This is a genomic window from Streptomyces sp. NPDC055025 (assembly GCF_053608565.1).
The window spans coordinates 90147-112909 of record NZ_JBSGVS010000017.1; the positions used below are offsets into that span (position 1 = coordinate 90147).

The 22763-nt window shown below is 69.5% G+C and carries 34 protein-coding genes and 1 pseudogene; 10 read left to right on the plus strand and 25 right to left on the minus strand.

The window, feature by feature from the left end:
- Positions 1-25: 25 nt before the first annotated feature.
- The 19 genes from ACWGDX_RS13465 to ACWGDX_RS13555 form a co-directional block, all read right to left on the minus strand.
- Positions 26-892 (minus strand): hypothetical protein, encoded by an 867-nt coding sequence (locus tag ACWGDX_RS13465; protein WP_453625174.1) that lies wholly within the window; start codon positions 890-892, stop codon positions 26-28.
- On the minus strand, positions 889-1083 hold the full coding sequence (locus ACWGDX_RS13470) for a hypothetical protein (RefSeq protein WP_453625176.1): 195 nt from the start codon (positions 1081-1083) through the stop codon (positions 889-891). Before ACWGDX_RS13470 ends, ACWGDX_RS13465 begins: the two co-directional genes overlap by 4 nt.
- Positions 1080-1424 carry a hypothetical protein gene (locus ACWGDX_RS13475; RefSeq protein ID WP_453625177.1) on the minus strand — a complete coding sequence of 115 codons (345 nt, stop codon included), beginning with the start codon at positions 1422-1424 and terminating at the stop codon, positions 1080-1082. The genes ACWGDX_RS13470 and ACWGDX_RS13475 overlap by 4 nt, the downstream gene beginning before the upstream one ends.
- Positions 1421-2275: a hypothetical protein gene (locus tag ACWGDX_RS13480; RefSeq protein ID WP_453625179.1), complete on the minus strand. Its 855-nt coding sequence runs from the start codon at positions 2273-2275 to the stop codon at positions 1421-1423. Before ACWGDX_RS13480 ends, ACWGDX_RS13475 begins: the two co-directional genes overlap by 4 nt.
- A complete protein-coding gene (locus ACWGDX_RS13485; RefSeq protein ID WP_453625181.1) occupies positions 2272-2658 on the minus strand; it encodes a hypothetical protein in 387 nt (128 codons plus the stop codon). The genes ACWGDX_RS13480 and ACWGDX_RS13485 overlap by 4 nt, the downstream gene beginning before the upstream one ends.
- Before the next feature lie 65 nt (positions 2659-2723).
- A complete protein-coding gene (locus ACWGDX_RS13490; RefSeq protein ID WP_453625183.1) occupies positions 2724-3692 on the minus strand; it encodes an AAA family ATPase in 969 nt (322 codons plus the stop codon).
- 10 nt (positions 3693-3702) lie between these two features.
- On the minus strand, positions 3703-4548 hold the full coding sequence (locus ACWGDX_RS13495; RefSeq protein WP_453625185.1) for a PD-(D/E)XK nuclease-like domain-containing protein: 846 nt from the start codon (positions 4546-4548) through the stop codon (positions 3703-3705).
- Positions 4545-4883 (minus strand): hypothetical protein, encoded by a 339-nt coding sequence (locus ACWGDX_RS13500; RefSeq protein ID WP_453625187.1) that lies wholly within the window; start codon positions 4881-4883, stop codon positions 4545-4547. Before ACWGDX_RS13500 ends, ACWGDX_RS13495 begins: the two co-directional genes overlap by 4 nt.
- Before the next feature lie 105 nt (positions 4884-4988).
- A complete protein-coding gene (locus tag ACWGDX_RS13505; protein WP_453625189.1) occupies positions 4989-6029 on the minus strand; it encodes a hypothetical protein in 1041 nt (346 codons plus the stop codon).
- Positions 6030-6136: 107 nt separating this feature from the next.
- On the minus strand, positions 6137-6607 hold the full coding sequence (locus tag ACWGDX_RS13510; RefSeq protein WP_453625190.1) for a hypothetical protein: 471 nt from the start codon (positions 6605-6607) through the stop codon (positions 6137-6139).
- 100 nt (positions 6608-6707) lie between these two features.
- Positions 6708-6986: a hypothetical protein gene (locus ACWGDX_RS13515; RefSeq protein WP_453625191.1), complete on the minus strand. Its 279-nt coding sequence runs from the start codon at positions 6984-6986 to the stop codon at positions 6708-6710.
- Entirely contained in the window at positions 6979-7200 is a 222-nt protein-coding gene (locus ACWGDX_RS13520) for a hypothetical protein (protein ID WP_453625192.1), read from the minus strand. Before ACWGDX_RS13520 ends, ACWGDX_RS13515 begins: the two co-directional genes overlap by 8 nt.
- Positions 7200-7409: a hypothetical protein gene (locus ACWGDX_RS13525; protein ID WP_453625193.1), complete on the minus strand. Its 210-nt coding sequence runs from the start codon at positions 7407-7409 to the stop codon at positions 7200-7202. The genes ACWGDX_RS13520 and ACWGDX_RS13525 overlap by 1 nt, the downstream gene beginning before the upstream one ends.
- Positions 7409-7867, minus strand: a complete 459-nt coding sequence (locus ACWGDX_RS13530) for a DUF6197 family protein (protein WP_453625195.1) — start codon at positions 7865-7867, stop codon at positions 7409-7411. Before ACWGDX_RS13530 ends, ACWGDX_RS13525 begins: the two co-directional genes overlap by 1 nt.
- Positions 7864-8172, minus strand: coding sequence for a hypothetical protein (locus ACWGDX_RS13535; protein WP_453625197.1), 309 nt, complete (start codon positions 8170-8172; stop codon positions 7864-7866). The genes ACWGDX_RS13530 and ACWGDX_RS13535 overlap by 4 nt, the downstream gene beginning before the upstream one ends.
- Positions 8169-8390 (minus strand): hypothetical protein, encoded by a 222-nt coding sequence (locus ACWGDX_RS13540; RefSeq protein ID WP_453625199.1) that lies wholly within the window; start codon positions 8388-8390, stop codon positions 8169-8171. The genes ACWGDX_RS13535 and ACWGDX_RS13540 overlap by 4 nt, the downstream gene beginning before the upstream one ends.
- Positions 8387-8707: a hypothetical protein gene (locus ACWGDX_RS13545; protein ID WP_453625200.1), complete on the minus strand. Its 321-nt coding sequence runs from the start codon at positions 8705-8707 to the stop codon at positions 8387-8389. The genes ACWGDX_RS13540 and ACWGDX_RS13545 overlap by 4 nt, the downstream gene beginning before the upstream one ends.
- A 100-nt stretch (positions 8708-8807) precedes the next feature.
- Positions 8808-9146, minus strand: coding sequence for a hypothetical protein (locus tag ACWGDX_RS13550; RefSeq protein WP_453625202.1), 339 nt, complete (start codon positions 9144-9146; stop codon positions 8808-8810).
- Complete coding sequence (locus tag ACWGDX_RS13555; protein ID WP_453625203.1) at positions 9112-9396, minus strand: helix-turn-helix domain-containing protein; 285 nt, start codon at positions 9394-9396, stop codon at positions 9112-9114. Before ACWGDX_RS13555 ends, ACWGDX_RS13550 begins: the two co-directional genes overlap by 35 nt.
- Before the next feature lie 174 nt (positions 9397-9570).
- Between ACWGDX_RS13555 and ACWGDX_RS13560 the strand changes: the two genes are divergently transcribed.
- The 6 genes and pseudogenes from ACWGDX_RS13560 (at position 9571) to ACWGDX_RS13585 (ending at position 13524) form a co-directional block, all read left to right on the plus strand.
- On the plus strand, positions 9571-10029 hold the full coding sequence (locus tag ACWGDX_RS13560; protein WP_453625205.1) for a hypothetical protein: 459 nt from the start codon (positions 9571-9573) through the stop codon (positions 10027-10029).
- 426 nt (positions 10030-10455) lie between these two features.
- Positions 10456-11859, plus strand: coding sequence for an integrase (locus tag ACWGDX_RS13565; RefSeq protein WP_453625206.1), 1404 nt, complete (start codon positions 10456-10458; stop codon positions 11857-11859).
- A pseudogene (locus ACWGDX_RS13570) lies at positions 11859-11993 on the plus strand (undecaprenyl-diphosphatase); the annotation flags it as partial. The gene ACWGDX_RS13565 and the pseudogene ACWGDX_RS13570, both read left to right, overlap by 1 nt.
- A 153-nt stretch (positions 11994-12146) precedes the next feature.
- Positions 12147-12659: an HD domain-containing protein gene (locus tag ACWGDX_RS13575; protein WP_453625263.1), complete on the plus strand. Its 513-nt coding sequence runs from the start codon at positions 12147-12149 to the stop codon at positions 12657-12659.
- A 413-nt stretch (positions 12660-13072) separates the two neighbouring features.
- Positions 13073-13225, plus strand: a complete 153-nt coding sequence (locus ACWGDX_RS13580) for a hypothetical protein (protein ID WP_453625208.1) — start codon at positions 13073-13075, stop codon at positions 13223-13225.
- Between the two features lie 110 nt (positions 13226-13335).
- Positions 13336-13524 carry a hypothetical protein gene (locus ACWGDX_RS13585; RefSeq protein ID WP_453625210.1) on the plus strand — a complete coding sequence of 63 codons (189 nt, stop codon included), beginning with the start codon at positions 13336-13338 and terminating at the stop codon, positions 13522-13524.
- On the opposite strand, the gene ACWGDX_RS13590 is transcribed toward ACWGDX_RS13585, so the two are convergent.
- The 3 genes from ACWGDX_RS13590 to ACWGDX_RS13600 form a co-directional block, all read right to left on the minus strand.
- Entirely contained in the window at positions 13503-14114 is a 612-nt protein-coding gene (locus ACWGDX_RS13590) for a GNAT family N-acetyltransferase (RefSeq protein WP_453625211.1), read from the minus strand. The two genes, ACWGDX_RS13585 and ACWGDX_RS13590, sit on opposite strands and share 22 nt — an antisense overlap.
- 64 nt (positions 14115-14178) lie before the next feature.
- A complete protein-coding gene (locus ACWGDX_RS13595) occupies positions 14179-15180 on the minus strand; it encodes an ATP-grasp domain-containing protein (protein WP_453625213.1) in 1002 nt (333 codons plus the stop codon).
- On the minus strand, positions 15177-16277 hold the full coding sequence (locus ACWGDX_RS13600) for an ATP-grasp domain-containing protein (protein WP_453625214.1): 1101 nt from the start codon (positions 16275-16277) through the stop codon (positions 15177-15179). The genes ACWGDX_RS13595 and ACWGDX_RS13600 overlap by 4 nt, the downstream gene beginning before the upstream one ends.
- A gap of 333 nt (positions 16278-16610) precedes the next feature.
- On the opposite strand from ACWGDX_RS13600, the gene ACWGDX_RS13605 reads away from it, so the two are divergent.
- Entirely contained in the window at positions 16611-17084 is a 474-nt protein-coding gene (locus tag ACWGDX_RS13605) for a nuclear transport factor 2 family protein (protein WP_453625216.1), read from the plus strand.
- Between the two features lie 245 nt (positions 17085-17329).
- Positions 17330-18982, plus strand: coding sequence for an apolipoprotein N-acyltransferase (gene lnt, locus ACWGDX_RS13610; RefSeq protein ID WP_453625218.1), 1653 nt, complete (start codon positions 17330-17332; stop codon positions 18980-18982).
- On the opposite strand, the gene ACWGDX_RS13615 is transcribed toward lnt, so the two are convergent.
- Positions 18903-19811: a Gfo/Idh/MocA family protein gene (locus ACWGDX_RS13615; RefSeq protein ID WP_453625220.1), complete on the minus strand. Its 909-nt coding sequence runs from the start codon at positions 19809-19811 to the stop codon at positions 18903-18905. The genes lnt and ACWGDX_RS13615 overlap by 80 nt on opposite strands.
- Before the next feature lie 220 nt (positions 19812-20031).
- On the opposite strand from ACWGDX_RS13615, the gene ACWGDX_RS13620 reads away from it, so the two are divergent.
- Together ACWGDX_RS13620 and ACWGDX_RS13625 are read left to right on the plus strand one after the other, a co-directional pair.
- Positions 20032-20550 (plus strand): DinB family protein, encoded by a 519-nt coding sequence (locus tag ACWGDX_RS13620; RefSeq protein WP_453625222.1) that lies wholly within the window; start codon positions 20032-20034, stop codon positions 20548-20550.
- A 168-nt stretch (positions 20551-20718) separates the two neighbouring features.
- A complete protein-coding gene (locus tag ACWGDX_RS13625) occupies positions 20719-21186 on the plus strand; it encodes a hypothetical protein (protein ID WP_453625224.1) in 468 nt (155 codons plus the stop codon).
- Positions 21187-21246: 60 nt separating this feature from the next.
- Here the strand turns inward: ACWGDX_RS13625 and ACWGDX_RS13630 are convergent, their stop codons facing one another.
- The gene (locus ACWGDX_RS13630; protein ID WP_453625226.1) at positions 21247-21831 is read right to left on the minus strand and encodes a hypothetical protein; all 585 of its coding nucleotides are present in this window, start codon (positions 21829-21831) and stop codon (positions 21247-21249) included.
- Between the two features lie 181 nt (positions 21832-22012).
- Positions 22013-22696, minus strand: coding sequence for a uracil-DNA glycosylase (locus ACWGDX_RS13635; protein WP_453625228.1), 684 nt, complete (start codon positions 22694-22696; stop codon positions 22013-22015).
- Positions 22697-22763 lie beyond the last annotated feature (67 nt).

A 22763-nucleotide genomic window follows, 5' to 3' on the forward strand; every position in this document is an offset into this window, starting at 1 on the left:
GTGACCGGGTCTCGGGCCGGGGCGCTCATGCGGCCAACCCCGTCCGGTCCCGCCGCTGCCCGGTGCGCAGCTCACGGACGATGGCGTGGACCGTCGACACGGCTATGCCGAGGCGCGCGGCGATCTCGCGCTCGGGAAGCCCGAAGTTGTCCAGGTGCTCGACCTCAGAGCGGCGGGCAGCCGCCAATTCGTTGCGGCCGGCAGTGTCTACCGCGGCAGGCTCAAAGTTCGGGTTGTCGAAGTCGTCGAGATCCCAGTACGCGCTGGGCGCCCACCCCTTGCGTGCAGCGGCACCACGAGTTCGGGCAGCGAATGCCGACCGCACGCCCTCCGCCTCGGGGATGAGGCCGTGAAGGTCGATGTAAAGGTCGCGGATGTAGCCGGCGACCCACAGGCGAACCCGCGCGTCAGTACTGGAGTTCTGCAGGTAGACGATGAACTGTTTCTGCTTGCCGGCGCGGCGTCCGAGTTCGGCGGACGGCCATCCATCGGCGGCGAGTGTCCGCAGCCGTCGGACAGTACCGAGATTCGGGACGTGCGCGCCGGACCGGCTGGAGGTCTCCCCCGTCGGGACGTTGACGGCGAGGATGCGCCGTTCGGTGGCGTAGCGGATGCGTCCTTCGCCACGGAGGATCCGGTAGAAGACGTCGGGAACGACGGCTGCGGTCGTGCAGATCGCGGCGTCGGGTGTGCCGCTGGCACGTAGGCGGGCGATGTGGGCTGCGGCCCGGTCCGGGGTGGTGAGGCTGCCGCGGCCGGTGTCGCGGAGGTAGCGGTTACGGCGGCTCGCGGCTGTTGCGCTGCGGGTGCATGGGCGGCAGCGGCAGCCGCGGTTGTAGCGGCGCTGGTCGCCGTGGTCGAAGGCTTCGGCGGGGATGGGGCGGCGACTCACGGCGTTTCCTTTCGGCTGGTGTTCCAGATGGCGTGGCAGGTGGCGAGGGTCTTGGTGTCGGTGCCGGGCCGGGTGTCGGCGGTGACGGTTTGGGCCGCATTTCGCGCGGCGCGTCGTCGGTTGTGTAGGTGAAGGGCGTGAAGGATCGGGCCGACGGCAATGAGGGCGGGCCAGATCCAGGCGAGGTTCATGCCGCCCTCCCCTGGCGCGTCGCCCGGGTGCCGCGCCACACCTTCACCGCGGAGTGCTCGCCCGTCGGCCGGGCGGTTTCCTCGAACCCGACGTGCTCGATCAGGCCGTCCCCGGCGAGGCGGTGGACGAAGGTGCCCCAGTGGCTTTTCGGGTTGGGCGGCTCGGGGAGGTCGTATTCGTCGGCTATCTCGTATGAGGTGAAGCGGCGGCCGGAGCGGGCGACAGTCTCGAACGTGGGCCGCACCTCGTCGATCCACGTCTCGTAGTTGTCGACCCGGCGGCGGACCGGTGCTGCGGCGGGGATGGTGCCGTCAAGGGCGGGCTGCTCGGAAGTGGTCACGCCGCGTTCCCGTCAAGCCGGGTCTGGATGTCGTAGTGGCGACCGACCTCGGCCCACGCCTTGTCGAAGAGATCGATGTCGCGGCGGGTGTAGACGGCAACCTTGCGGTGGACACCGTTGATGGGGCGGTCGATCTTCTGGGGCTTCATGTCGTACCTGGCGAAGTAAAGAGCGGCGACCGCCGTGCCCAATCGTGTGCGTGCAGATCGGAGCTGCTTTTCGTCGCGGACGCCCTTGTCCCTCAGGTACTCGTCGCAGGTGATCGTGATGTCTGCCGGGTCGACATCCGGCTCCTCGCCGAGCATCCGGGCGGCGATGTGCCGGCTGATCGCTCGGGCGTAGGAGCTGTTGCCGTCGATCCGCGCCAAGACCTCGATCGCCCGAAGCTGAGCCTCAGCCTCGGCGGCCTTCTCGATCGCCGTGGCCTTCTGCTCCGGAGTGGCCTGCTCCTCGATGTCCAACAGGTAGGTGCGAACCCGGCGGGCAACGTCCGACTCGGCGAGGAGTTGGCCGACGTTCAACATGGTCCGGCGCGTAAAGAGCCGAAGTGAGCGTCGATTTGGAGCCGCCTCCGAGCTGGTCAGGTTGACCAGCTCGAACTGCCGCAGTTCGGCGCCAGTCAGTTTATGGAGACCGTTCCCTTCCAGCTCTGCGCGGTTCCTGCGGACGAGACTGTTGACGGCCTCGACGTCGACCTCGTAATAGGAGGCGACGATCTCGGTGGTGGCGTGCATGCCGTCGGGCAGTAGCGCCAGCGCCTTGACTTTGTCGAGGACATCGACGCGACCGGCAGTGTGGGCCCGCATGGTCCGGGATTCGGTGAAGGCGAGGTCGGGTGAGAGGTCGGTCATGACGCTGTCTCCTCGTCTGCGGATATGGCTTCGATGTGGAGGCCGGGCAGTTGGGGGTCGATGGTGTAGCGGCGGCCGTCAGAGGTCGCGAGGTCGAACTCCAGGCCTCGCTGGTCGCCGGCGGTCCACTGCACGGCGTCGGTGATCTCGGCCTCGAACGTGACGCGGACCCGAGTGCCCTTGCGGGCCATCGCCCGGAGGCGTGCTTCCTCGTTGCTGAGGGCGTGCATGGGGCGACGCTTCGGCTGCGGTATGACCGTGACCTCGGTGGGGTGAAGGCTGGGTACCGGGGTCTTGCAGCGGCAGGCGGGTGCCTCGGTCGGCGGCTGGACCTTGCAGGAGCTTCGGCAACGCTGGCAGTACCAGATCTGGAGCACGGTCATGTGATTTCCTTCCGGGGGCGGGGCCGTCGTAGGTTCGGGCCACGACGGCCCCGTAGGTAGGTGGGTTAGGCAGCGGCTGCGGCCTTGAGCGAGGCGCCGCGTTCCTTGATGCGGTCGCCGAGGCTGGTCGGCTTTCCGGTGTCCGGGTGCAGGAGCGGAGTGGCGAGGGCGCTGGCCGCTTCGACTTCGCGGTAGAGAGCAAGCAGGCTGTCCGGGGTGGCCTCTGGCGAGTTCGCCGCGTCGATCCAGATGACCGGGTCGACTTCCTTGCCGCCGTCGCGCAGCCAGTCCAGGTAGGGCTTGGCGATATCGCGCGCGCCGTTGGGCTGGTCAAGGACCAGTCCCCTGAACGACGGGCAGCGGGACTTGATGAAGCGAAGCCGGTTGCTCTTGTCCATCTCCGCAGCTACGCCGAACTCGAACTCGATGCCGCGGCGCTGCTCGACGCGCATGCCCCTGTTGACGGGCTGGCCGTTCTCAAGAACCCAGTCGACGTAGGACCGCATGGTCACGACCACGTGCCCGGGGTAGGCCATGAGCGCTTCGATCATTTCGTTCTGGAGGGGGGTGCCGTCCTTCCAGCCGGCGAACTTGTTGCCGCCGTACTTGGACTTGGCCTTCTCGACCTGGTCGAGGGTGCCGTCGGTTCCTTTCCAGAAGTGGGAGAGGCTGTCCACCATGACGACCGGGTAGCGTGCCTGGGCTGCGGCGGCCAGGGCCTTCTGTAGGTCCCGGGGGTCGTAGCGGTGCATCGGCAGGGTGTCGAAGGTGGCGGGGAGGTCGTTGACGTAGAGGGCGGCGGCGCCTCGCTCGGTGTCGATGACTGCGAAGCGCTGGCCCTCGGCCAGTCCGCTGGCGATGCAGAGCCCGGTCCATGTCTTGCCGGATCCGGACGGGCCCTGGATGGCGATGGTGGCGTTGAAGCCGTCCTTGGTGGCGGGCCGGAAGACGAAGGGGCCGTCGTCGTACTCGTTGCTCTGGGACTGCTGGTTCTGCCGGCCGGCGCGCACAGGCTGGCCGAGGATCTGGTTCATGCGGGTTCTCCTAGGCGTACTGGCGCTCAACCCAGACGGGGAGCGCGGTGAGAGGTGCTTCGAGGTAGCCGGGCCATTCGCCACGTTCACGGCAGATGGCGTAGGTGTTGAGCGCGACTTCGTTGAGGTGCCGGCCAATACCGCGGGCCGTCGGGTCGCAGGTGGTGACGACCACGAGGTACGGCGGCTCCTTCTCCTGGAGCACGAACTGGAACGGCTTCTCCGGGTCGATCACGTCGAGGGCGATGCCCCCGTCGATGTAGTACTCCTGCTGCTGGTGGTAGCCCCAGTCGTGGAACACCTTGGAGAGGTCGAGAGGGTTCGCCGACTTGGTGGTCTTGTAGTCGACGATTTGGCCGTCGTGGCGCAGCCAGTCGAAGCGGGCCCGGCGCCAAATCCCGCGGTCCTCCCAGAACAAGGACTGCTCGGCAACACCGGAGCCGGGCTCCAGCAGGCGGGACGCCTCGGGATCGGCGCGTAGTGCAGCGACCATGGCGGTCAGTTGCTCGCCCTCGTGGAAGAGGAGCGGCAGGCCGCCGTCAGCGCGGATTGCGTCCCGTTCTTCGCGGGCCGCCTTCGTGCGCCAGTCGTCGTAGTCGGTGACGACGACGTTCTCGCCTTCTTCGAGGACCACGCTGTGGGCGGCGGTGCCGAGGTCGAGGTGGCGCTTCGGAGGTTCTGGGTTGTCGAGCCAGTACTTGAACTTGGCTGGGCACTCGGTGGCGAGCTTGCGGGCTCCGGTCGAGGACAGGCTGCCGTCAGGTATGGGATCGGAGTGGTAGAGATCCGCTGGAATGTCGTACAGGCCCGGCGCAACCGCCTCGGTTACGGCCGGCTCGACGATGGTGGTGGTCACATGACACCGCCGAGGGGCATCGGCCGGGCGCATCCCTCGCAGAGGTCGTCCGGGGTGAAGGGTCCGTCGGCGTTCCGGCAGCGGATGCAGTAGATGGACGGGCCGCCCGCGGCGATCTTCAGGAGAGTCTTGATGCCGTCGGGGTCGAGCTGTGCCATCTGGACGGCCCGAGCTTCGGCGGGGTAGAGGCTGGCGAGTTTGGTCTTGTTGTCGTGGTCGGCGTATCCGATGAGCCGGAGGAGTTGGTGGGTGAACAGTCCGGGTTCGGTGCCTCCGTCGGCTCCGTACATCCAGAGGACGTGGCGGGCGGTGGCTGCCGGGATGGGTGTGTTCATGTGCTGGCCTTTCGGTGGTGGCCCCGGGCCCGGCTGGGGGTGTGCCGGGCCCGGGGTGGCGGCGCGGAGCGGGGGTCTCGACGCGCCGCCGGGGAGGGTGGTCGGTCAGGCCGCGTCTGCGGCGCGCTTCGCCGCGAGCTTCTTGACGTGGGCCTCGTAGTCGTCGTGCCACTTCTGCGGGTCGTGACCGGCCTTCTCGGCGATGTCCCACGCGGTCTCGCTGAAGTCGCCCGCGTCGAGTTCCTCGGCCAGTTCGGCGACGGTCTGCGCGGCGAGGCGGGGATCGGCCGTGTGGAGGGCGTTGAGGAGCCGGTACGCGGACCAGGCGTTGACCCCTGCGATGGCGTAGGAGGCCACGGCGCCCGGATCCTCACTCGGGGCACCCAGTAGCTCACTGGTCGACCGCAGCGTCTGCCGGAGCAGGTCCTCCACCGTGTCGGGGACCGTAGAGGCCACTTCCCAGCGGGGTCGTTCCTCGGCGGGCATGTCCTTCGCCATGTCGGCGATGTCTTCGTCGCCAGTGAAGACGTGGGGCCACAGAGCGAGCGCCTGCTCGAATGTCTCTTCCTCGCACGGACCGATCCCGGCGTACCGCGCAGACTGCTGGGCTCCGATGAAACCCTCACCGAAGACCATGAACGCCTTCAGATTGGAGGTGACCTGAACGCGGAGAGTATCTCCGCCAGCCGCCCAACGGGTCAGCATGCGGGAGTCGACGGCCGGGAACGCGGAAATCGTGGGAACCTCGGCGGCGATACCTTGCAGCAGGGCCCGCCAGTTCGGGAACTCCTGGTCGTCCGAGACCGGGATGCGGATCTCGGTGTGGTTGGTGGTGAAGTTGACGCGCCCCGGCTCGGTGCTGATCGTGATCGTGTCTCCACCGCCGTGGGCGCTGGTCCATTCGCGGAGCGGCTTCAGCCAGCTGGCGGGGATGGTGCGCCCCCACGGCGCCTGGTCCTTGTCGTCGTGGTTGAGGCGATAGCGGGCAGCAGCGACGGTGTACCGGTCCGACGCAACGGCGTGCAGGTGGGCAGCATCGACGTCGAGCCGGATACCGTGCAGGACCTCGATGTACTCGTTACCGATGTGGCCGCGCACCTTGTCGATGAGGCGCCCGAGCTGGTGGGCGTTGATGGTGACGGGCATGTCTTCTCCTGGGATGCTGATGGTGGATGCCCTGCCGAATTCGCCTCGGCGGGGCGTTCGTGTTGGGCGCCGGGCCGCTGGGTGTGTGCCGCCAGCGGCCCGGCGGGTCAGGCAGCCGGCGGGATGTGTGCTGGGTTGGGGTTGCCGCGTGTGGCTCTGACGCCGAGGGCCTGCCACAGCGGCATGACGTCGATGGGTGCGGTGGCTTGGTCTTCGGGGGCGCTGGTATCGCGGATGCCTGCCGGGACGGTGACCGCGTGTTGGTTGGCGTCAGCGGCGAGCTGGGCGCCGAACCTGCGCTTCACCGCGGCGAGTTCCTCGTCGAGCTGGTTGCGTTCGAGGGTGAGGTCTTCGACCGCACGGCCGAGCCTGACGTTCTCCTGCTCAACGTGGCCGAGGCGGACCCGCAGGTGATCGACTGCATCGAGTGCGCTGCGGCGGTCCTGCTGAAGTTTCCGGATGGCTTCGCTGGCTCCAACGAGCTGGATCCGCTGCTGCCGGACCTGGTGTTCCAGGTTGGCCAGGGCGCCGACGGCCCGGTGCCGTCCGTGCCTGTTGAGGGTGGGTATGAGGCTCACGGCTCGTCTCCTGGTGGTGTGGTGCGGTGGGGCCAGAGGCTGGGCCAGACGGCGAGGGCGCAGAGCGCGATACCGACCAGCCCAGCCGGAATCAGGACAGTCACCTGGCGGGCTTGGCGTGCTGGCAGCGGTCCAGGAAGCAGGGTTTGGCCTGCTCGCGCCACTGTTCGCGGGTGAGGAGCCGCACAGTCCAAACCTGCCTGTTCTGACGGGCACGGTCGTTCTGGCGGGGCGTGAAGTGCCGGTGCGCGGCCTCTTCGTCGACTGCGGTGGTGCCGCGAGTGGAGGAGTAGACGCAGCCGGTGGGGTCGGCGATAACCCAGAAGCAGCTGCTCAGCGGCACGGTCTGCCCGTCGATCCGGACCAGCAACTCAGGCATTGCGATTTCCCCCAGGAGCGGGCTCGGGCTTGAGACCGAGCAGGTCGAGTAGGTGCAGGAGCCCGGCACGGGCCTGCGGGTCGGCTGCCAGCTCGCGGCCGGTGAGGTGCGGGTGTTCCGAGGCGATCCGGTCGGCGACATGCACCGCCGCCCGCCGCCGTTCCTCCGCTGTGCCGCGCTCCGGCATCGGGCCGCCGATCAGCTCCAGGCCCATCACGCCTCCCCGAGGACACGCGCAGCCCACTCGTCGGGCCATTCCACGAACCCGGCATCCACCGACGCCTGGAAGTCCGGTTCCACCGGCACCAGGCCGAGGGCCCGCACCAGCGGAGACACGACCACCCGGCGGACGCCCACTGGCGCGTCCGGGAGGTCGGACAGCAGCTCCGACATGGCGGCCGTCTCGGGGCTCAGGAGCGTCATCACGCCGCCGCCTGTCCGTGCTGCTGGTAGACGGTCGCGATGGCCTCCACGTAGCTGCCGCGCTGACCGGCCGTCCACCGGGACTCGTCGCGGTCGAACGTGCGGTGGACGGCCGCATCGGCTGCGGCAAGCTCCGATTCGAGCGCGTTCGCGGCGGCTTCGAGGGCGGTGAGCACATCGGCCGGGGTGGTCGAGGTGCGGTCGTTCCAGTCGGCGATCCGCTCGATCGGATCCTCGTCGACGATCGCGGAGTCGATACGCGGCGACAGGTACTCGATTGCGGCCCACGTGCGGGCATCAATCGTGCCAGCCGGAACCGGATTGCCCGTCGCGGCTGCGGACAGGGCGCCGACCGTGCACACCTCGCCGGTCGGGCAGGTGTAGTGGCCCTGATGGTGACCCCGGGTGCGAAGCTCAGCAGCGGCGCTACGGAACAGGGGGGCGAGGGTGGCGCTCATGCGTCCTCACCGGCCTCAGCCTTGAGGCGGGCGATCTCGGCGTGGGCCTCGGCGAGTTCGTCGGCGGCCGTGCGCTCGCTGTCGGCACGGGCAGCGAGTCCGTCGCGCCAGGCCCCGGCAGCATCCGCGAGGCGGTCGGCGATCTTCAGCTGTTCGTCCGCGCTGAGGTTCGCGTCGATCTGCAGGGTGATGTAGCCGTTCCGGTGCTCTCCGTTCGGTTCCACGTAGAAGACCGGATGGACCGAAGAGTTACCTCGGAAGTCGCTCTTCTTGTCCAGGAAGTACGTTGCGGTGAAGGAGTTCATGCCGCCCTCCCGGGGGTCCAGTTGGGGTAGCTGGCGTTGGTGGAGCAGGCGTTGGGGTGCTCGCAGGCCAGAGCGGCGAACGCAGTGTCGGCGGGGTCGATGAGGTGCCGGTCCTCGGCAGTCAACCCAGCCATCCGGCGGCCCCGCTTGTACGCGGTGGTCTGGTCGGCGACCACGGTCAGCGGCACGTCCAGACGCTCGATCGGATTCGCAGTCACGACGTACCGCCCATATAGCAGGGCTTGACGCCGCCGCTGCACTCGCAGAGACCGTGCAGCACGATCACGCTGGCCTGCCCAGGCGTGAGGGAGTCCGTGGTCCTCGCGGCCCACCGGTCGAAGTCGGCGGCGATTTCCTTACGGGCGGCGGCCTGTCCGGAGGCGTAACCCTGTTCGCGAGCCTCGCCGCGAACGAAGGAAAGGATCTCCCGCGCCTGACGTTCGCCGTAGCCGCCGTTGATCAGCGACTGGACTGCGCTCTCAGGGGCGCTGGGGTTGGTGTCATCCGGCGATGCGGATGGGATGATGTCGGACACGAGTCCTCTTCTCTCTTGCAGATGGATTGCATGTAGAGGGGTGGTGCTCCAGGCCCCCGCTGCCGGGCTTAGGCCCCCGGCGGTCGGGGCCGACCTGCTGCTAGGCGGCGTTGGCGAGCGCGTCGTCAGCGAGTGCGACGCCGCCGATCACGGCCTTGACCGTCGGCTTACGGCTCACCGTGCGCCTCTTGCGCTTGCCGGTGTTGCCGTGAACTCGACTGCTGTGCAGTTCGGCGATCTCGGCGAGGTCGGACTCGCTGAAGAGCAACTGCCCGGCCATGCGGCGCTTGGGGAAGCCGTGGAGGTTGACCCCGTCGCGGAGCCACTTCTCCCCCTTCTTGCTGGGGTCCTCCTTCTTGCGGAGGCCGAGTCGAACCGCGGCCTCGGAGACGCTGTAGTAGTTCTCAAGAACCGGCTTCGGCTTCGTGGGGGCTGCCATGTCTCTCCTTTCTGGGCCGGCTCTCGTCTGGGGCGAGGAGCCGGTGGTCGGTGAGTGCGAGGGCGGCGCGGAGCGCCTTGTACGTGGGGGGCCTCAGGTGCCGTCGTTCTCCGGTTTCGAGCTGCGAGAGGTAGGGCCTCGCTATCCGGGCTCGGGCGGCGCACTCGGCCTGGCTGAGACCGAGTTCCATGCGGCGGGTGCGGATTTCCGCCCCGTCCACCTGGTAGGTGGTGGCTGGGGGTTGTTCCATGCAGAGAACGTAGCGCCCCAACCAAGAGGATTCTAGAGGTACTAGTGAGTAACCTCTAAATAACTCCCGAAGGCTCCAAACTCCTCCACAGGGACCGCTACCCAAAGGTCACGTTCTTGCCATGGCGCAAGTCGCATCTAGCGGTAGCTGTAGGTAGCTGAGAAGATGACGGCCATGGCCGCCCCCACCGACAGCGCCGCCCAGCAGCTCCAACTGCTCGGCGACCTGGTCAAGCAGCAGCGCATCGCCCTCGGCTACTCCAGCAAGGAGAAAGCCGCTGCGGCGCTCGGCCTCAGCCACATGCCCTACCGCAACGTGGAGAACGGCGTCTCCGCCTCCGATCTCACCTACGCGAAGATCGAGACCGGGTTCGGCATGATCCCCGGCTCCTGCCTGGCAGTCCTAAACGGCGCCGACACCATCCGGCTCACGGACGGCGGCGAACTCGCGCGCGACGCCCGCAGCCGGCGACTGCCCGTGGACGTCGACGACACCGTCCGGGCGATCATCCGAGACGCAGTCGGCATCACAACCCCCGGCGTGACCATGGGCCAAGCTCAGGAGATCAGCGACCGGGCACTCGCCGCCCTGCGCGAGCGCGGACTCCTCCCCGACGGTCCCGACAATCGCTAATTCGTCCCACTTCCCGTACAACCATTTGCGTGTGACGGGATTGTGACGCCCCGTCCGAAAAGAATCACTGGGCAACGGGTGTCACACGCGTGCCCGACGTGGCACGCTCTGTCTACCTGGAGGGGTTCTCCGCGAGTAGACAGGGGGACCTATGAGCACAGTCATCGAGCTAGATCTCGGACCGGGACACATAGCCAACACCTACCGGCTCGTCGACGGCGCGAGAGTGTGCGTCCTGACCCCTAAGGCAGCGGCCGACCGCGCTATTCAGGAGCGCATCAGGCAACTCCTCAAGGGCCAGGGTGTTGACTGCCGAGCGTGCTCCGGATGCCCCGTGGGCACGGCAGAGTAGAGGCAGTCACGCGGAGGCCGGCAGTCAGGGGTGCCTGCTGGCGATCCGCATTTAACTCACCAGGGAGTACGCACATGCCGTGGGTCGAGTGGCGGGGGAACAGCTGTCGGGTCCGATGGGAAACGGGCAAGCTGCACCCCGAGACCGGCAAGAAGCTCTTCGACTCGAAGTCCAGTACGAAATGGACCGAGGAGGAGGCATACGACTACGGGCTGGACCGGGAGTCGGACGTTCGCAACGACAGGTACATCAGCCGTCGTGACGGAGCGGTCCTCATGCGGGACTACTGCCGCACCTGGCTCGACACCCTTGATGTCGGGCACCTTCGGGACAAGGCGATCCGCTCCATGCTCAGGCTCTACATCGTGCCCCGATGGGGCGAAACCGCTGTTGGCGACATCAAGCCCACCGCCTACCGGGCATGGAAGAAGCAACTCAAGGCACTGCCCAACATTGGCGAGAAGTACGGAGAAGAAATCCTCACCGTCTTCTCCATGCTCATGGATGACGCAGTCGACGATGAACTACGAACCTCCTCTCCCGTCCCAAAGGGGAAGAAGCAGAAGCGAGGAAAGTACAAGAAGAAGCCGCGTGAACGGAAGCGCGAAATGCGCATCGAGGACGTCCACCAACTCGCTTGCAACGCGCTGACCTTCTGGGGCTTGGATGGCTTCGTGTTCGTCTGGACGATGGCGACTACCGGAATGCGGCCAGCCGAGCTCTATGCGCTGCAGCGGGTGTACTCACACCCCACATGGCCAGCTTCCGATCCACTGGACGACCCGGAAGAAGAAGACCGCAAGGAGCGGCATGCCGAAGACGTCGAGCGGTACGGCCCAGCGATAATGCCCGCCGTCCGAGTGCAGTGGCAGCACCAACGGGAGGGCGGCATGCTGAAGCTGTTCCCGCCAAAATACGAGTCGAGACGCACGCTTGTGGTGCCGCCCTTCCTGGCCGAACTGCTGGAACTGCTGCTGGCAAGTCATGACGGCGAGTACGTCTTCCGGTCGATCACAGGCGGACTGCTGGCCAATGCGAACTTCACCTACCATTACTGGCGCCCCATCGCCGACGGCCGGGACGCATCACCTGAGTTCGAGCGGCTCCGCCTGGGGCAGCCACAGAAGGTCAGGTCGCGCCGCCCGGTGCCCAAGATCCCAACAACGAGCTACGGGGGGAAGCGGCTGTACCTGCTGCGGCACGGCCACAAGGAGTGGATTGACGAGGCGGGTGGGATGCACTCCCGGATCGCAGTGGAGTCGCGGATGGGTCACGAGGTTGCTGGCGTTGAAGGGCTGTACAGCAACGTCACGGCAGCCATGGAGCGCCGTATCATGGACTCACTGCAGGAGCGGTGGGAACGGTTCGTGGTGACATTGACCCCGGATTGGCTTCCCGTATCTCCCACTCCCCTCCCAGTCGATCTTGAGGGATGGATGAAAGCCCAGATCAGGACCGCAGAGGGCGTCAATCAATGATGTGGTTCATGAAGTTCATTACGACCAAGAGCTTCATGCCGTTCGTGATCTACCGGATACTGCTCGGCATCGCCCTGTTCGTACTGATCGGCACGGACACCCTGAGCCCCCACGCGGGCGAATCGGCGGGCTGACCAGTAGGGTCGTTCTTAGTGGCCGGCCCCGGTGGAGCACTGGCGGCATCCGGTGCCGTGGTCCAGGAAGTCCCCGCGATGAATCCTCCGCTACTGTTCGACCGGGGACTGTTCTGGGGCCGCTTGTACTCCTGGCTCCCTGGTAGGGGTTCGATGAAGACGGTCAGCGAGGTCGACGCGCTCGCGTTCGGCGCGCACGCGGGACAGGTGGACAAGATCGGGGTGCCGTACATCAGGCACGTCCGCGCGGTCGCCGCCGGACTCGCACCGTTCGGTGACGACTGGGTCATGGCGGGACTACTGCACGACGTCATCGAGGACACCGACTGGACTGCCGGCCAGCTGCGCGACGCCGGCGTCCCGCGTCACGTCGTCTCTGTCGTAGAGGCCGTGACCAATCAGCGCGGCGTGCCCTACGAGGAAAAGATCCGGCACATCGTCAGCGACCGGAACGCCACACTGGTGAAGATCTCGGACAACGCCCACAACAGCCACCCCGACCGAGCAGCCCGACTCCCCGAGGAGAAGCGGGACCGGCTCGCCGCGAAGTACCGGGCCGCACGCGACGTCCTATGGGCTGCCGTCGACGACCGGGACATCGAGGCCATCGTCACGATCGTCAACCCGTCGCTCCTGGACGAGCTCCGCGAGCGGCGGGCGTCGTAACCGACGAGCCCGACGAGGTGGCCGACGCCGAGCAGATAGGCGATGCGGGCTGCGCCCCACCCCCGAGGAACTGCGCGACGCGGTCAGCGCCGACGTCCAACGCGCAGCCCAACCCATCGACACCGGACTCAACTCACTCACCCCCGGCCGGCGCAGCCAGTGAAACAGCCGCCCGGACACCGGCCGCTGCCGCGACGGGCGCTCCCTCACCCAGCCTGACCCAAACGAAAGACCCTGGTGCCCGCAGAGGCTGGGAGCCGTCCCCCCGCCATCGCTACTGGTGCGCCGGGCGCTCACGAAGCGGGCCCCTCCACCCTTCGGTCACAACTGCGACGGGGGCGGCAACGAGGACGGGGCCCGTGCCGGCAGGCGGTCGGCTACGGTGACTTCCACAACTGTCACCAGGGGGCGACGTGATCAGGTTCTGGACCATCCTCGCCGTCCTCTTCGCCGCTCTCACCGTCGGCGCCCTCGCGACGGCGAACCGGACCGGCGGCATCGACGACCTCGCGATCGCCGTGATCCTCGCCTGTCTGGCCTGGGGAAGCTGGAAAGCCCGGCGGTAGTTGCGCGATCGCCGTCCTGTTGTCGCGGGGGTGAGGTGGGGCGGCGGAGTGTGAGCAAGGACGCGCTCCGAACGGCCTCCCGGCATCCGTCCTGCCTCTAGGCTTGTCATATGTCCTCCACTCGTGCCACCGCATCCTCGGCCCGCGACGCCGTCGCGGCCAATGAGCGGATCCGCGCGCTTGTCGACGCGGCCGACGCCGCCGACGGCACGTGGCCCTCGGACGCGTACGAAGTGCTTCTGCGGGAGTGGGCCGCCGCCCTGCACGACGGCGTCGGTCATGTGGACGAGGCCGCGTAACCGCTTCCCTCGCGCGTGACGGGCGCGTAGGCGTTCTCCTCACGCGTGACCGGGAGGAACAGTTCGGGGCGGTCCCACATCACGGCGGGCGGATTCGCGGCCTCCGTGCCGGTCCGACGGGCGCCCACGCTGCGGTAGAAGCCCTCGGCGGGCGGGTGCGAGACGATACGGACACGATCGAGCCCCGCCTCGCGCGCCCCCGCCTTCATATGCTCGATCAGCCGACGGCCGAGACCGAGACCCTGCGCGTCGTCGGCCACGAACATCAGATCGAGTTCCGCCGTGGCAGGAGCGACTGTGGCGGGAGTGGCGGGAGCGGGAGCGGGAGTGAGCAGGACGAGGGCGTAGAAGCCGAGGATCCGGTCAGCCGGGCCGATGGCCACGAAGACCTCATGGGCCTCGATGTAGTCGGGGCCGACCCGGTATCCGGCGATCATCGGCGCGTACGGGCCCTCGTAGGCACGGGAGCGGCGTACGAGGGTGGTGAGCCTTTTGGCGTCGCGGGCGACCGCTCGTCTGATCCGTACGGCTTCGCCCCCGAACGTCTCGCCGCGCACGTCCGCGCTCTTCCCCGTAATCTTCGCGCCCATGAAGTGAGTATTACTTACCCATGAGACACGGGAGTCAGGAGGGTCTCCGGACGCCACCCGGGTCTCATCCCGGCACAGTGGCCGCCTCCGCCTCTCCCGCCGCCTCCCCTGCCGCCTCGCCCGCTGCCTCGCCTGGCGTCCTGCCTGTCGCCTCTCCTGTCGCCGCCCGCAGTGCCAGCGCCGCGAGTGCCTCCGGCGCACCCGTCTGTCCCCTGACACCGGGAAAGGCGTTGATGTCGACGATCAGCGGGGCGCCGCCGCCCGCGTCGATCAGATCCACGCCGTAGACGTCGAGCGCGAAGACGGAGCCGACCCGGCGGACCAGGTCGAGCCATCCGCCGGGCAGATCGGCGAGTGCCAGCGGGAGGGTCGGTCCACGGCTCCCGGGGCCGGGGACTGGGCCTGGGTCGTGGACGGCAGCGGTCGCGGCTCCCGCTCCGGTCATATCTTGTGAGTCGGGCTCGGGCCGGGGATCGGGTTCGGACCGGGAATCGGCCAGCTCCGAGCGGCGCAGCGCCGCGAAGACCTGGCCGGCGATCACCCACAGCTTGTGGTCCCAGCCGCTGTTCGCGGTGAACGGCTGGACCACCACCGGCTCGTCGGGCCACTCCGCGCACAGTCGGCGCAGCCCTACGGCGTCGTCGACGCGGGCGACCAGATCGTGCCGCCGGCTGTACCGGCTCTTGACCACCAGCGGATACGGCAGGGCCGGTTCCGCCGCGAGTCGGCGCAGGGCCGCCACCGTCCGTGTGCTCGCGAACGGCAGCCCCGCGGACCCGGCCAGCTCGGCCATCGCCGTACGGTCCTGGCAGAGCCCGGTCGCGGCGGCCGAGTTGACCACGGGAGCGCCGCGCTCCTCGAACGACCGGGCCAGGGCCAGCGCGCGCGGTGTCCGTGCCTTGAGGAGATAGACATCGGCGAGCGCGCCCCCGGACACCGACGGCCGGGACGCGTCATGCCCCGCCTCCGGATCGATCGAGTCCACCTCGTGCCGCGGTGTCAGCAGCGCGGTGGTGGCGGCCAGCAGCGGATGACCGGGCCTGGAGGTGATCAGACAGATCCTCATCTGCCGTCACCGGCCGCGGTGGCGCGGAACCGCGCGGGAACACGTGCCGGTTCGGGGAGCGGAATGATGTCCGCCGTGCCCGGCTCCGTCCCGTCGGCGCTTGCCCCGGTTTCGTCGGCGCTCGCCCCGGTCCCGTCGGCGCTCGCTCCCGTCCGGTCGGTACTTGCCCCGGTCCCGTCGGTACGCGGTCCTGTTCCATCAGTCCGCGAACCGGCCTCGTCCATATCCGGTCCGGTCCCGCCCTCACCGGTCAGGGCCCCCGCCCCGCCCGTACTCGATACGGCCGCGCCCTCACGCGCCAGTACCAGTACGGCCCTTGCCACCCGTTCCGCCGCGTCGGGCACGAGCCGGAAGCTCGGGAAGTCGTTGACGTCGACGATCACCGGGCCGTCGGGGCCCAGCAGTACGTCCACGCCGTACAGATCGAGCCCGTAGACGACCCCGACCTCCGCCGCCATCCTCGCGACCTCGGCGGACAGCGGTACCCGCCGCTCGTGCGCGGGCCGGTCGGGGTGGAGCGGTGAGCAGCGCTCGGTCGCGTACAGCTCACCGCCGACGCAGTACACCTTGAGGTCGATCCCCGAGTTGCGCACATACGGCTGAGCGATCAGCATCCCCTCGCCGGACAGTTCGCCCGCCAACTCGGCCAGCCGGTCCGGCGAGGGCACCAGCCGTACCGCACGCCCCGAGCTCCCGTCGGCGGGCTTGACCACCAGCGGGAACTCCGTCTCCGGCAGCTCCCCCAGAGCCTCCGGCCGCGCCGCCGCGTACGTCACCGGCATCGGCAGCCCCCGGCTCCGCCCGATCACCGCCGCCAGCGCCTTGTCCCGCACACCACGGATCGACCGCGCGTCATTGACCGTTGTCAGCCCGACCGCCGCCGCCGCTTCGAGCAGTGAGAGCCCCGGTCCCCCCGACACCGTCTTGAGCACCCAGGCGTCATGGCTGCCCGTCCGCACCGCCTCCGACAGCCGCAGCAGCGAACTGCCGGGCCGCAGCACATCCACCCGGTGTCCCCAGGCGGTGAGTTGGCGGATCACCTCCACGGGCATCCCGTCGTACCGGTACTGCTCCTCCACCAGAAAGCAGAGTCTCATCGATCTTCCTCGTAACCCCGGACGTCCGAGCGTCCTGTCCGGCACTCTGTGGAACCCTCACCGGCCATGATCCGCCCTTTCCCGGCCATCGCCCCCACCAGGGCGGCCCGACACCACCACCGGGCGGCCCGGCACCACCACGGGGTGTCCCGGCATCCCGTCAGGTGCGCCCGTCCCCGTCGTCCCCATCACCCCTGCCGGTCCCGCCCGTCGCCGAGATCGAGTTCTTCGGGCGCCGATGAGACCTCGCCGCCCGGAGCAAGGGAGCCACCCGACGGGTGACCGGTGTGCGCGGCACTTGGCCCGGGGCCCTTCCTGCCGGAGACTGAGCCGATGACACAGCGCGTGGATCTCGCGACCGTGATGGGCCGTCTCGCCATCGATGAAGTGATCACCAATTACGCGGTGGCCGTGGACGACGCCGACTGGCCCGGGTACCGGGCCCTGTTCACCACGGACGGCCGCGTCGACTACACGGCGGCGGGCGGTATCGAGGGTTCGGCCGCCGAGGTCGCCGACTGGCTGGCCGGGAGCCTGCGCCCGTACAGCGTGCACCAGTTGCTGATCGTCAACCGCCGGCTGCGTATACAGGGTCCGGACGGATATCCGGGCGACCGCGCCGAGCTGACCGCGGACTATCTCAGCCCGTGGCGGCACGAGTCGGGCGAGGAGCTGATGAGCGGCGGACGGTACTCGTTCGGGCTGCTGCGGGGCGACACGGGCTGGCTGGTGCGGACGGTGGCCGTCCACGAGAAGTGGCGGCGCGTCTCGGCCGCCACGGACATCGACCGACCCGGCATCGGCTGACCGGCATCGGCCGACCCGGCATTGACTGACCCGGCGGGAACTGGCCGGGCGTGGGCCGACGGCCCGGCATGAGCTGGACCGGCATGGGCCGGCGGCCCTGCATGAGCCGGTCCGGCCGGGACTGACACAGCATCGGCCGACGCGAGGGGCTCTCCTCTTTCTACCGCTCTCCTCCCGCTTCAGCGCGGTTCCCCAGGGGAAGAGAACAGCGGGGGCGGGGCGGCGGGGCTAAGGAGGCGCTTGGGATGCGGACCCCGGTCGGCCGGAGCCTGGCGTCGCCGTGGTGGCGCGGCGCCGCCGCGGTGGTGGCGGGCTCACTGCCCGCCCTCGCGTTTCCCGAGCCGTCCCTGTGGTGGCTCGCGTATGTCGCGCTGGTGCCCTGGATGCTGCTCGTACGGTCCGCTCCGACGGGCGGTCGCGCCGCCCTGGACGGCTGGCTGGGCGGCGTCGGATTCATGATCGCCGTGCATCACTGGCTGGCGCCGAGCCTTCATGTGTTCCTCCTCGTGCTCGCCGCGCTGCTCGGGCTGCTATGGGCGCCCTGGGGGTGGCTGGTGCGGTCCATGCTCGGCGGGACACCGTCCCCGGGCCGCGTCGCGGCGGCCGTCGCGGTGGTGCCGTCGGGGTGGCTGATGGTCGAACTGATCAGGTCCTGGCAGGGACTCGGCGGACCCTGGGGGCTGCTCGGCGCCAGCCAGTGGGAGGTCACCCCCGCCCTGCGGCTCGCCTCGGTGGGCGGTGTCTGGCTGGTGAGTCTGCTGGTGGCCGCCGTGAACACCGCGCTCACCGCGCTGCTCCCGCTCCCCCTGGCAGGACCGCGCCCAGGCCCTGTCCGGTCGATCTTCGTGGGCCCGGTACGTCCGGCACGGCATCTCGCCGCCGCCCTGTCCCTCCTGCTGTGCGCGCTCACCGTGATCGCGGTGTGGATCTGGGCGCCGGAGCCCGAGCGCTCCGGCACGGCACGGATCGCGGTCGTCCAGCCGGGTGTCGTCGAGGGCGCCGATGCCCGCGAGCGCCGGTTCGCGCGGGGCGAGACCCTGACCCGCGCCCTGGCCGGGCAGGATCTCGATCTGGTGGTCTGGGGGGAGAGCAGCGTCTCCGCGGATCTGGCGGCCAGACCCGATCTGGCGGCGCGGCTCGCCGTGCTCTCCCGCGCCGTCGGCGCCGAGATACTCGTCAATGTCGACGCGCGCAGCACGGACGCGGCGGGGACGGCCGGGATATTCAAGCGCGCTGTCCTGGTCGGTCCGAACGGCCCGACAGGGGATACGTACGACAAGATGCGGCTGGTGCCCTTCGGCGAGTACATACCGGCCCGTGCCGCCCTGGGCTGGGCCACCTCGGTGGGCAGGGCGGCGGGTGAGGACCGCGTGCGCGGCACCCGCCAGGTGGTGATGGTCCTGCCGGGTGAGGGCAGGGGCGGGCTGCGGTTCGGGCCGCTGGTCTGCTTCGAGTCGGCGTTCCCCGACATGAGCAGGCGGCTGGTCCGGGACGGCGCGCAGCTCCTGGTCGCGCAGTCCTCGACGTCCACGTTCCAGGGGAGCTGGGCGCCGGAGCAGCACGCCTCGCTGGCGGCACTGCGGGCCGCGGAGACCGGCCGGCCGATGGCGCATGCCACGCTGACGGGCATCAGCGCGGTGTTCGGGCCGGACGGCGGGCGGGTGGGCGCCGGGATCGGTACGGACCGGAGCGCCACCGGCGTGTTCGACGTTCCGCTGGCCCGGGGCACGACTCCGTACGTCGAGTACGGCGACTGGGCGGTCTACGCGGCCCTCGCCGTGCTGGCGGCGCTCTGCGCCACGGACGGCGCGCGCTCGTTCAGGAAGCGGCCTGGTCCAGTACCGCTCGTACCACCCGCTCGCACAGCTCATGAGTCCGCAACGCATCCTGTGCGCTGACGAGCTGTCCGGCCCGTACGGCGTCGAGGAAGTTCAGTACGCACTGCTCGATGCCGCGCTGGCGGGCCACCGGAACCCAGTCGCCGCGCCGCCGCACGCTCGGCTGTCCCTTGTGGTCGACGACCGTCGCGAGATCGTGGACGGCCCGCTTGGTGTCCTGTCCGGACACTTCGAGGATCTCCTCGGTGGAGCCGCTGAGCCGGTTCATCACACCGATGGCGGTGAAGCCGTCGCCGGAGAGCTGGAGTACGACATGGTGCAGCAGCCCGTCCCGTACCCGTGCCCGTACGTCGGTGTGCTCGACGGGTCCCGGGAGCAGGAAGCGCAGGGTGTCGACGACATGGATGAAGTCGTCCAGGACGAAGGTGCGGGGGTCCTCGGGCAGACCGACGCGGTTCTTCTGCAGCAGGATCAGCTCGCGCGGGTGCTCGACGCACTGGGCGTAGCCGGGTGCGAAGCGGCGGTTGAAGCCGACGGCGAGGCTGACGCGGCGCTCCTCGGCGAGGGCCACCACGCGCTCCGAGTCGGCGAGTTCGTACGCGATCGGTTTGTCGACATAGGTCGGTACGCCCGCCTCCAGCAGCCGGGTCACGATCTCGGCGTGCACGGTGGTCGGCGCGTGGACGAACGCGGCGTCGAGTCCCTGGGCGAGGAGCGCGTCGAGGCCGGAGTGGCGGTGCGCGGCCGGGACGCGGTAGGTCTCGGCGGTCCTCGCCAGGGTGGCCGGGGTGCGGGTGTGGAGATGCGGCTCGACCCCGGGCAGGGTGGTGAGTACCGGCAGATACGCCTTCTGCGCGATGTCGCCGAGCCCGATGACGCCGACCTTCACGGGAGCCTCCCTCTTCCTGTCCACCCCGGTGCGTTCCGGTCCACGCCCGACGGGTGCCCCGGAAGCATACGTGCGCCGTGGGGCGAGCAGGAGTGCCCGGCGGGCGCGCGGGTGCTCGGTCGGTGCGTGGCGGTACGCGGCGGGCGCTCGGCGGGCGCGTGGCGGTGCGCGGCGAATAAGGCTTCGCGACGACACCGGTCCGTACGTGAGGATGACCGCCATGACGACAACCGCACGCACCGAACCCTCCACCCTCGCGGGCGAACGCGAGATGCTGGAGGGCTGGCTGGACTACCACCGCGAGACGCTGGCGCTGAAATGCGCGGGGCTGGACGACGCACAGCTCCGGGAGGCCTCCGTACCGCCCTCGGAACTGAGCCTGCTGGGTCTCGTACGGCACATGGCCGAGGTGGAGCGGGCATGGTTCCGCGGAACGCTGGCCGACGAGCAGGCCGGGCCGATCTACTGCACCGACGCCGATCCGGACGGGGACTTCCATCCCGGCGAGAACGACACCTGGGACGAGGCGTACACCACCTGGCGGGCCGAGATCGCCCGCGCCCGTGAGCTGGCCGCTCCGCACTCCCTCGCCCACCTGGGCGCCGGCCGGCGGACCCGGGAAACGGGCGAGCCGTTCAACCTCCGCTGGATCTACACCCACATGATCGAGGAGTACGCACGGCACAACGGCCACGCGGACCTCATCCGGGAGCGGATCGACGGCGCGACGGGCGACTGACCCGCGCCCCCGGGCCGACGCCCCCGATCCCACGCCCCGTGATCCCGCACCCCCGGGCCCCAGCCTCGGCGCGGTGTCACCCGTCCGGGCCAATCCGCGCCCTTAAGCTCCCCAACGGCCTTCCCGACCAGCAGAGTTGCGCGCGTGCACCGAACGAGAAGCGCAGCGATGGTCCTGATGGGAATGGTGGTCACGGCCGTCTCCGGATGTGTGTCCGTGGAGGGACGGCCGACGCCCGTGTCCGTACCTCGGCCGGGGGCGAGCAGCGGGGCTCCCGGGGCCGGCGGCGCGCGACCGCAGATCGTCCAGGCACCGGCCAGGGAGGCGCTGGAAGCGATCTTCCCCACCCGGAGCCCGGAACCCGCCCCGCTGTCCTCCCCCGAACCCCGCCGGTCCGCCCCCGAGCAGACGCTCTCCCCCGACCGGACGTCCGGCCCCGAGCGGCCCCGGGGCGGGCACACGCCCGTACCACCGCGGCAGGAACGCCCCCGAGAGCGGCCCGAGCGGCGGCGCTCCCCCGAGCCCGTCGAGGCACCGGCCACCGTCGCCGATCTCTGTGCCCTCGGCGAGGCCTACGGCCGCTGGTCAGCGGACAGTCCCGAGGCCCGTATCTGCGCCCGGACCTACCGGAATTGACCGCCGTCCCGGGGGTCACCGCTCCGAAGCTCACCGCCCCAGGGTTCACCGCCCCGGGGCTCACCGCTTCCGGAGCCGCCGCTCCAGGCGGTCGATCCCCGCCCGTACGGCATGGCCGTATCCGTCCTCCCCCAGCGCGTCCGCCGCGTCGCGTGCCCGGTCCAGATGGAGCCGGGCCGCGTCGGGCCGCTGGAGCTTCATATAGTCGGCGGCGAGATTGAGATGGAGCGCCGGATAGAAGGCGCGCACGGCCGGCCCGCTCCCGGACCGCGCCGCCCGTCCCCCGCCGGCGCCCCGCGCCCCGTCCCGTACCCCGCCCCCATCGGCATCCCGCACCCCGCCCGCGTCCGCTCCCCCGCCGGGGCCCGCATCGCCATCGGCGTCCGCCCCCGTCTCCCCGTCCCCCTCCGCTCCCCCGTCCCCGTGCAGTCCCTCCATGCCGTCCGCGGCGGTCAGCGCCCTGAGATCCCAGGCCAGTTCATCACCCGGGTCGTCCTGTGTGTCCGCCATGTAGTGCGCGAGCGTGCAGCGATGGAGCGGGTCCCCCGCCTCCCCGATCTCCGTCCAGAGCGCACCGAACCGGTTCCGTGCCTCCTCGCGGTCGCCGCCGTGGAAGAGCATGACCGCCTGCCCGATCCTGGTCATGACAGCGTCCTCCGACGCCTCCTGCCGCTCCCTCACAACCGCCTCCGCATGCCTGTCCGATAAATCCGACAAACATGACGCTAGCTCCCGTGGTGAACAATCCCCTTCAGGCTCGGGCGGCGGACCCGAGCCTGTCGGCCCCACGCCGAGGCCGGGCGTCGTCGGCCGAGGCCGGGCACGGTCAGCCGAGGTCGGGGATGCGCCAGTCGATGGGCTCGTGGCCCTGCGCCGCCACCGCCTCGTTGATCTGGGTGAACGGACGCGACCCGAAGAACTTCTTCGCCGACAGCGGCGAGGGGTGCGCCCCCTTCACCACCACATGGCGCTCCTGGTCGATCAGCGGAAGCTTCTTCTGCGCGTAGGCACCCCAGAGGACGAACACCGCCGGGTCGGGCCGCTCGGCGACCGCGCGGATCACCGCGTCCGTCACCTTCTCCCAGCCCTTGCCCTTGTGGGAGTTGGCCTCGCCCTCGCGGACCGTCAGCACCGCGTTGAGCAGCAGCACCCCCTGCTCGGCCCACGGCATCAAATAGCCGTTGTCCGGGACCGGGTGGCCCAGCTCCTCCTTCATCTCCTTGTAGATGTTCCGCAGGGAGGGAGGCGTCCTGACACCCGGCCGGACGGAGAAGCACAGCCCGTGCCCCTGCCCCGCGCCGTGATAGGGGTCCTGGCCCAGGACCAGGACCTTCACCTTGTCGTACGGCGTGGCGTCGAGGGCGGCGAAGACCTCCTCGCGCGGCGGGTAGACCGGCCCCTTCGCCCGCTCCTCCTCGACGAAGTCGGCCAGCTCCTTGAAGTAGGGCTTGTCCAGCTCTTCGCCGAGGACGCCACGCCAGGACTCGGGCAGCATGTCGGTGTCGGTCACGTCAACAACCTCCGGTAAGCGATCACTTGTGCACCACTGAACCTACCGGTGGGCACTGACAACGGCC

What these genes read in the sequence shown, in the direction of transcription:
- ACWGDX_RS13505 (WP_453625189.1), bottom strand. Translation starts at nt 6,029, where the DNA reads ATGCCCGTCACCATCAACGCCCACCAGCTCGGGCGCCTCATCGACAAG.
- ACWGDX_RS13480 (WP_453625179.1), bottom strand. Translation starts at nt 2,275, where the DNA reads ATGACCGACCTCTCACCCGACCTCGCCTTCACCGAATCCCGGACCATG.
- ACWGDX_RS13525 (WP_453625193.1), bottom strand. Translation starts at nt 7,409, where the DNA reads ATGACGCTCCTGAGCCCCGAGACGGCCGCCATGTCGGAGCTGCTGTCC.
- ACWGDX_RS13630 (WP_453625226.1), bottom strand. Translation starts at nt 21,831, where the DNA reads ATGACCAGGATCGGGCAGGCGGTCATGCTCTTCCACGGCGGCGACCGC.
- ACWGDX_RS13565 (WP_453625206.1), top strand. Translation starts at nt 10,456, where the DNA reads ATGCCGTGGGTCGAGTGGCGGGGGAACAGCTGTCGGGTCCGATGGGAA.
- ACWGDX_RS13520 (WP_453625192.1), bottom strand. Translation starts at nt 7,200, where the DNA reads ATGGGCCTGGAGCTGATCGGCGGCCCGATGCCGGAGCGCGGCACAGCG.
- ACWGDX_RS13625 (WP_453625224.1), top strand. Translation starts at nt 20,719, where the DNA reads ATGGTCCTGATGGGAATGGTGGTCACGGCCGTCTCCGGATGTGTGTCC.
- ACWGDX_RS13595 (WP_453625213.1), bottom strand. Translation starts at nt 15,180, where the DNA reads ATGAGGATCTGTCTGATCACCTCCAGGCCCGGTCATCCGCTGCTGGCC.
- ACWGDX_RS13515 (WP_453625191.1), bottom strand. Translation starts at nt 6,986, where the DNA reads ATGCCTGAGTTGCTGGTCCGGATCGACGGGCAGACCGTGCCGCTGAGC.
- ACWGDX_RS13555 (WP_453625203.1), bottom strand. Translation starts at nt 9,396, where the DNA reads ATGGAACAACCCCCAGCCACCACCTACCAGGTGGACGGGGCGGAAATC.
- ACWGDX_RS13490 (WP_453625183.1), bottom strand. Translation starts at nt 3,692, where the DNA reads ATGAACCAGATCCTCGGCCAGCCTGTGCGCGCCGGCCGGCAGAACCAG.
- ACWGDX_RS13485 (WP_453625181.1), bottom strand. Translation starts at nt 2,658, where the DNA reads ATGACCGTGCTCCAGATCTGGTACTGCCAGCGTTGCCGAAGCTCCTGC.
- ACWGDX_RS13470 (WP_453625176.1), bottom strand. Translation starts at nt 1,083, where the DNA reads ATGAACCTCGCCTGGATCTGGCCCGCCCTCATTGCCGTCGGCCCGATC.
- ACWGDX_RS13530 (WP_453625195.1), bottom strand. Translation starts at nt 7,867, where the DNA reads ATGAGCGCCACCCTCGCCCCCCTGTTCCGTAGCGCCGCTGCTGAGCTT.
- lnt (WP_453625218.1), top strand. Translation starts at nt 17,330, where the DNA reads ATGCGGACCCCGGTCGGCCGGAGCCTGGCGTCGCCGTGGTGGCGCGGC.
- ACWGDX_RS13600 (WP_453625214.1), bottom strand. Translation starts at nt 16,277, where the DNA reads ATGAGACTCTGCTTTCTGGTGGAGGAGCAGTACCGGTACGACGGGATG.
- ACWGDX_RS13500 (WP_453625187.1), bottom strand. Translation starts at nt 4,883, where the DNA reads ATGAACACACCCATCCCGGCAGCCACCGCCCGCCACGTCCTCTGGATG.
- ACWGDX_RS13560 (WP_453625205.1), top strand. Translation starts at nt 9,571, where the DNA reads ATGGCCGCCCCCACCGACAGCGCCGCCCAGCAGCTCCAACTGCTCGGC.
- ACWGDX_RS13550 (WP_453625202.1), bottom strand. Translation starts at nt 9,146, where the DNA reads ATGGCAGCCCCCACGAAGCCGAAGCCGGTTCTTGAGAACTACTACAGC.
- ACWGDX_RS13575 (WP_453625263.1), top strand. Translation starts at nt 12,147, where the DNA reads ATGAAGACGGTCAGCGAGGTCGACGCGCTCGCGTTCGGCGCGCACGCG.
- ACWGDX_RS13620 (WP_453625222.1), top strand. Translation starts at nt 20,032, where the DNA reads ATGACGACAACCGCACGCACCGAACCCTCCACCCTCGCGGGCGAACGC.
- ACWGDX_RS13535 (WP_453625197.1), bottom strand. Translation starts at nt 8,172, where the DNA reads ATGAACTCCTTCACCGCAACGTACTTCCTGGACAAGAAGAGCGACTTC.
- ACWGDX_RS13585 (WP_453625210.1), top strand. Translation starts at nt 13,336, where the DNA reads ATGTCCTCCACTCGTGCCACCGCATCCTCGGCCCGCGACGCCGTCGCG.
- ACWGDX_RS13605 (WP_453625216.1), top strand. Translation starts at nt 16,611, where the DNA reads ATGACACAGCGCGTGGATCTCGCGACCGTGATGGGCCGTCTCGCCATC.
- ACWGDX_RS13590 (WP_453625211.1), bottom strand. Translation starts at nt 14,114, where the DNA reads ATGGGCGCGAAGATTACGGGGAAGAGCGCGGACGTGCGCGGCGAGACG.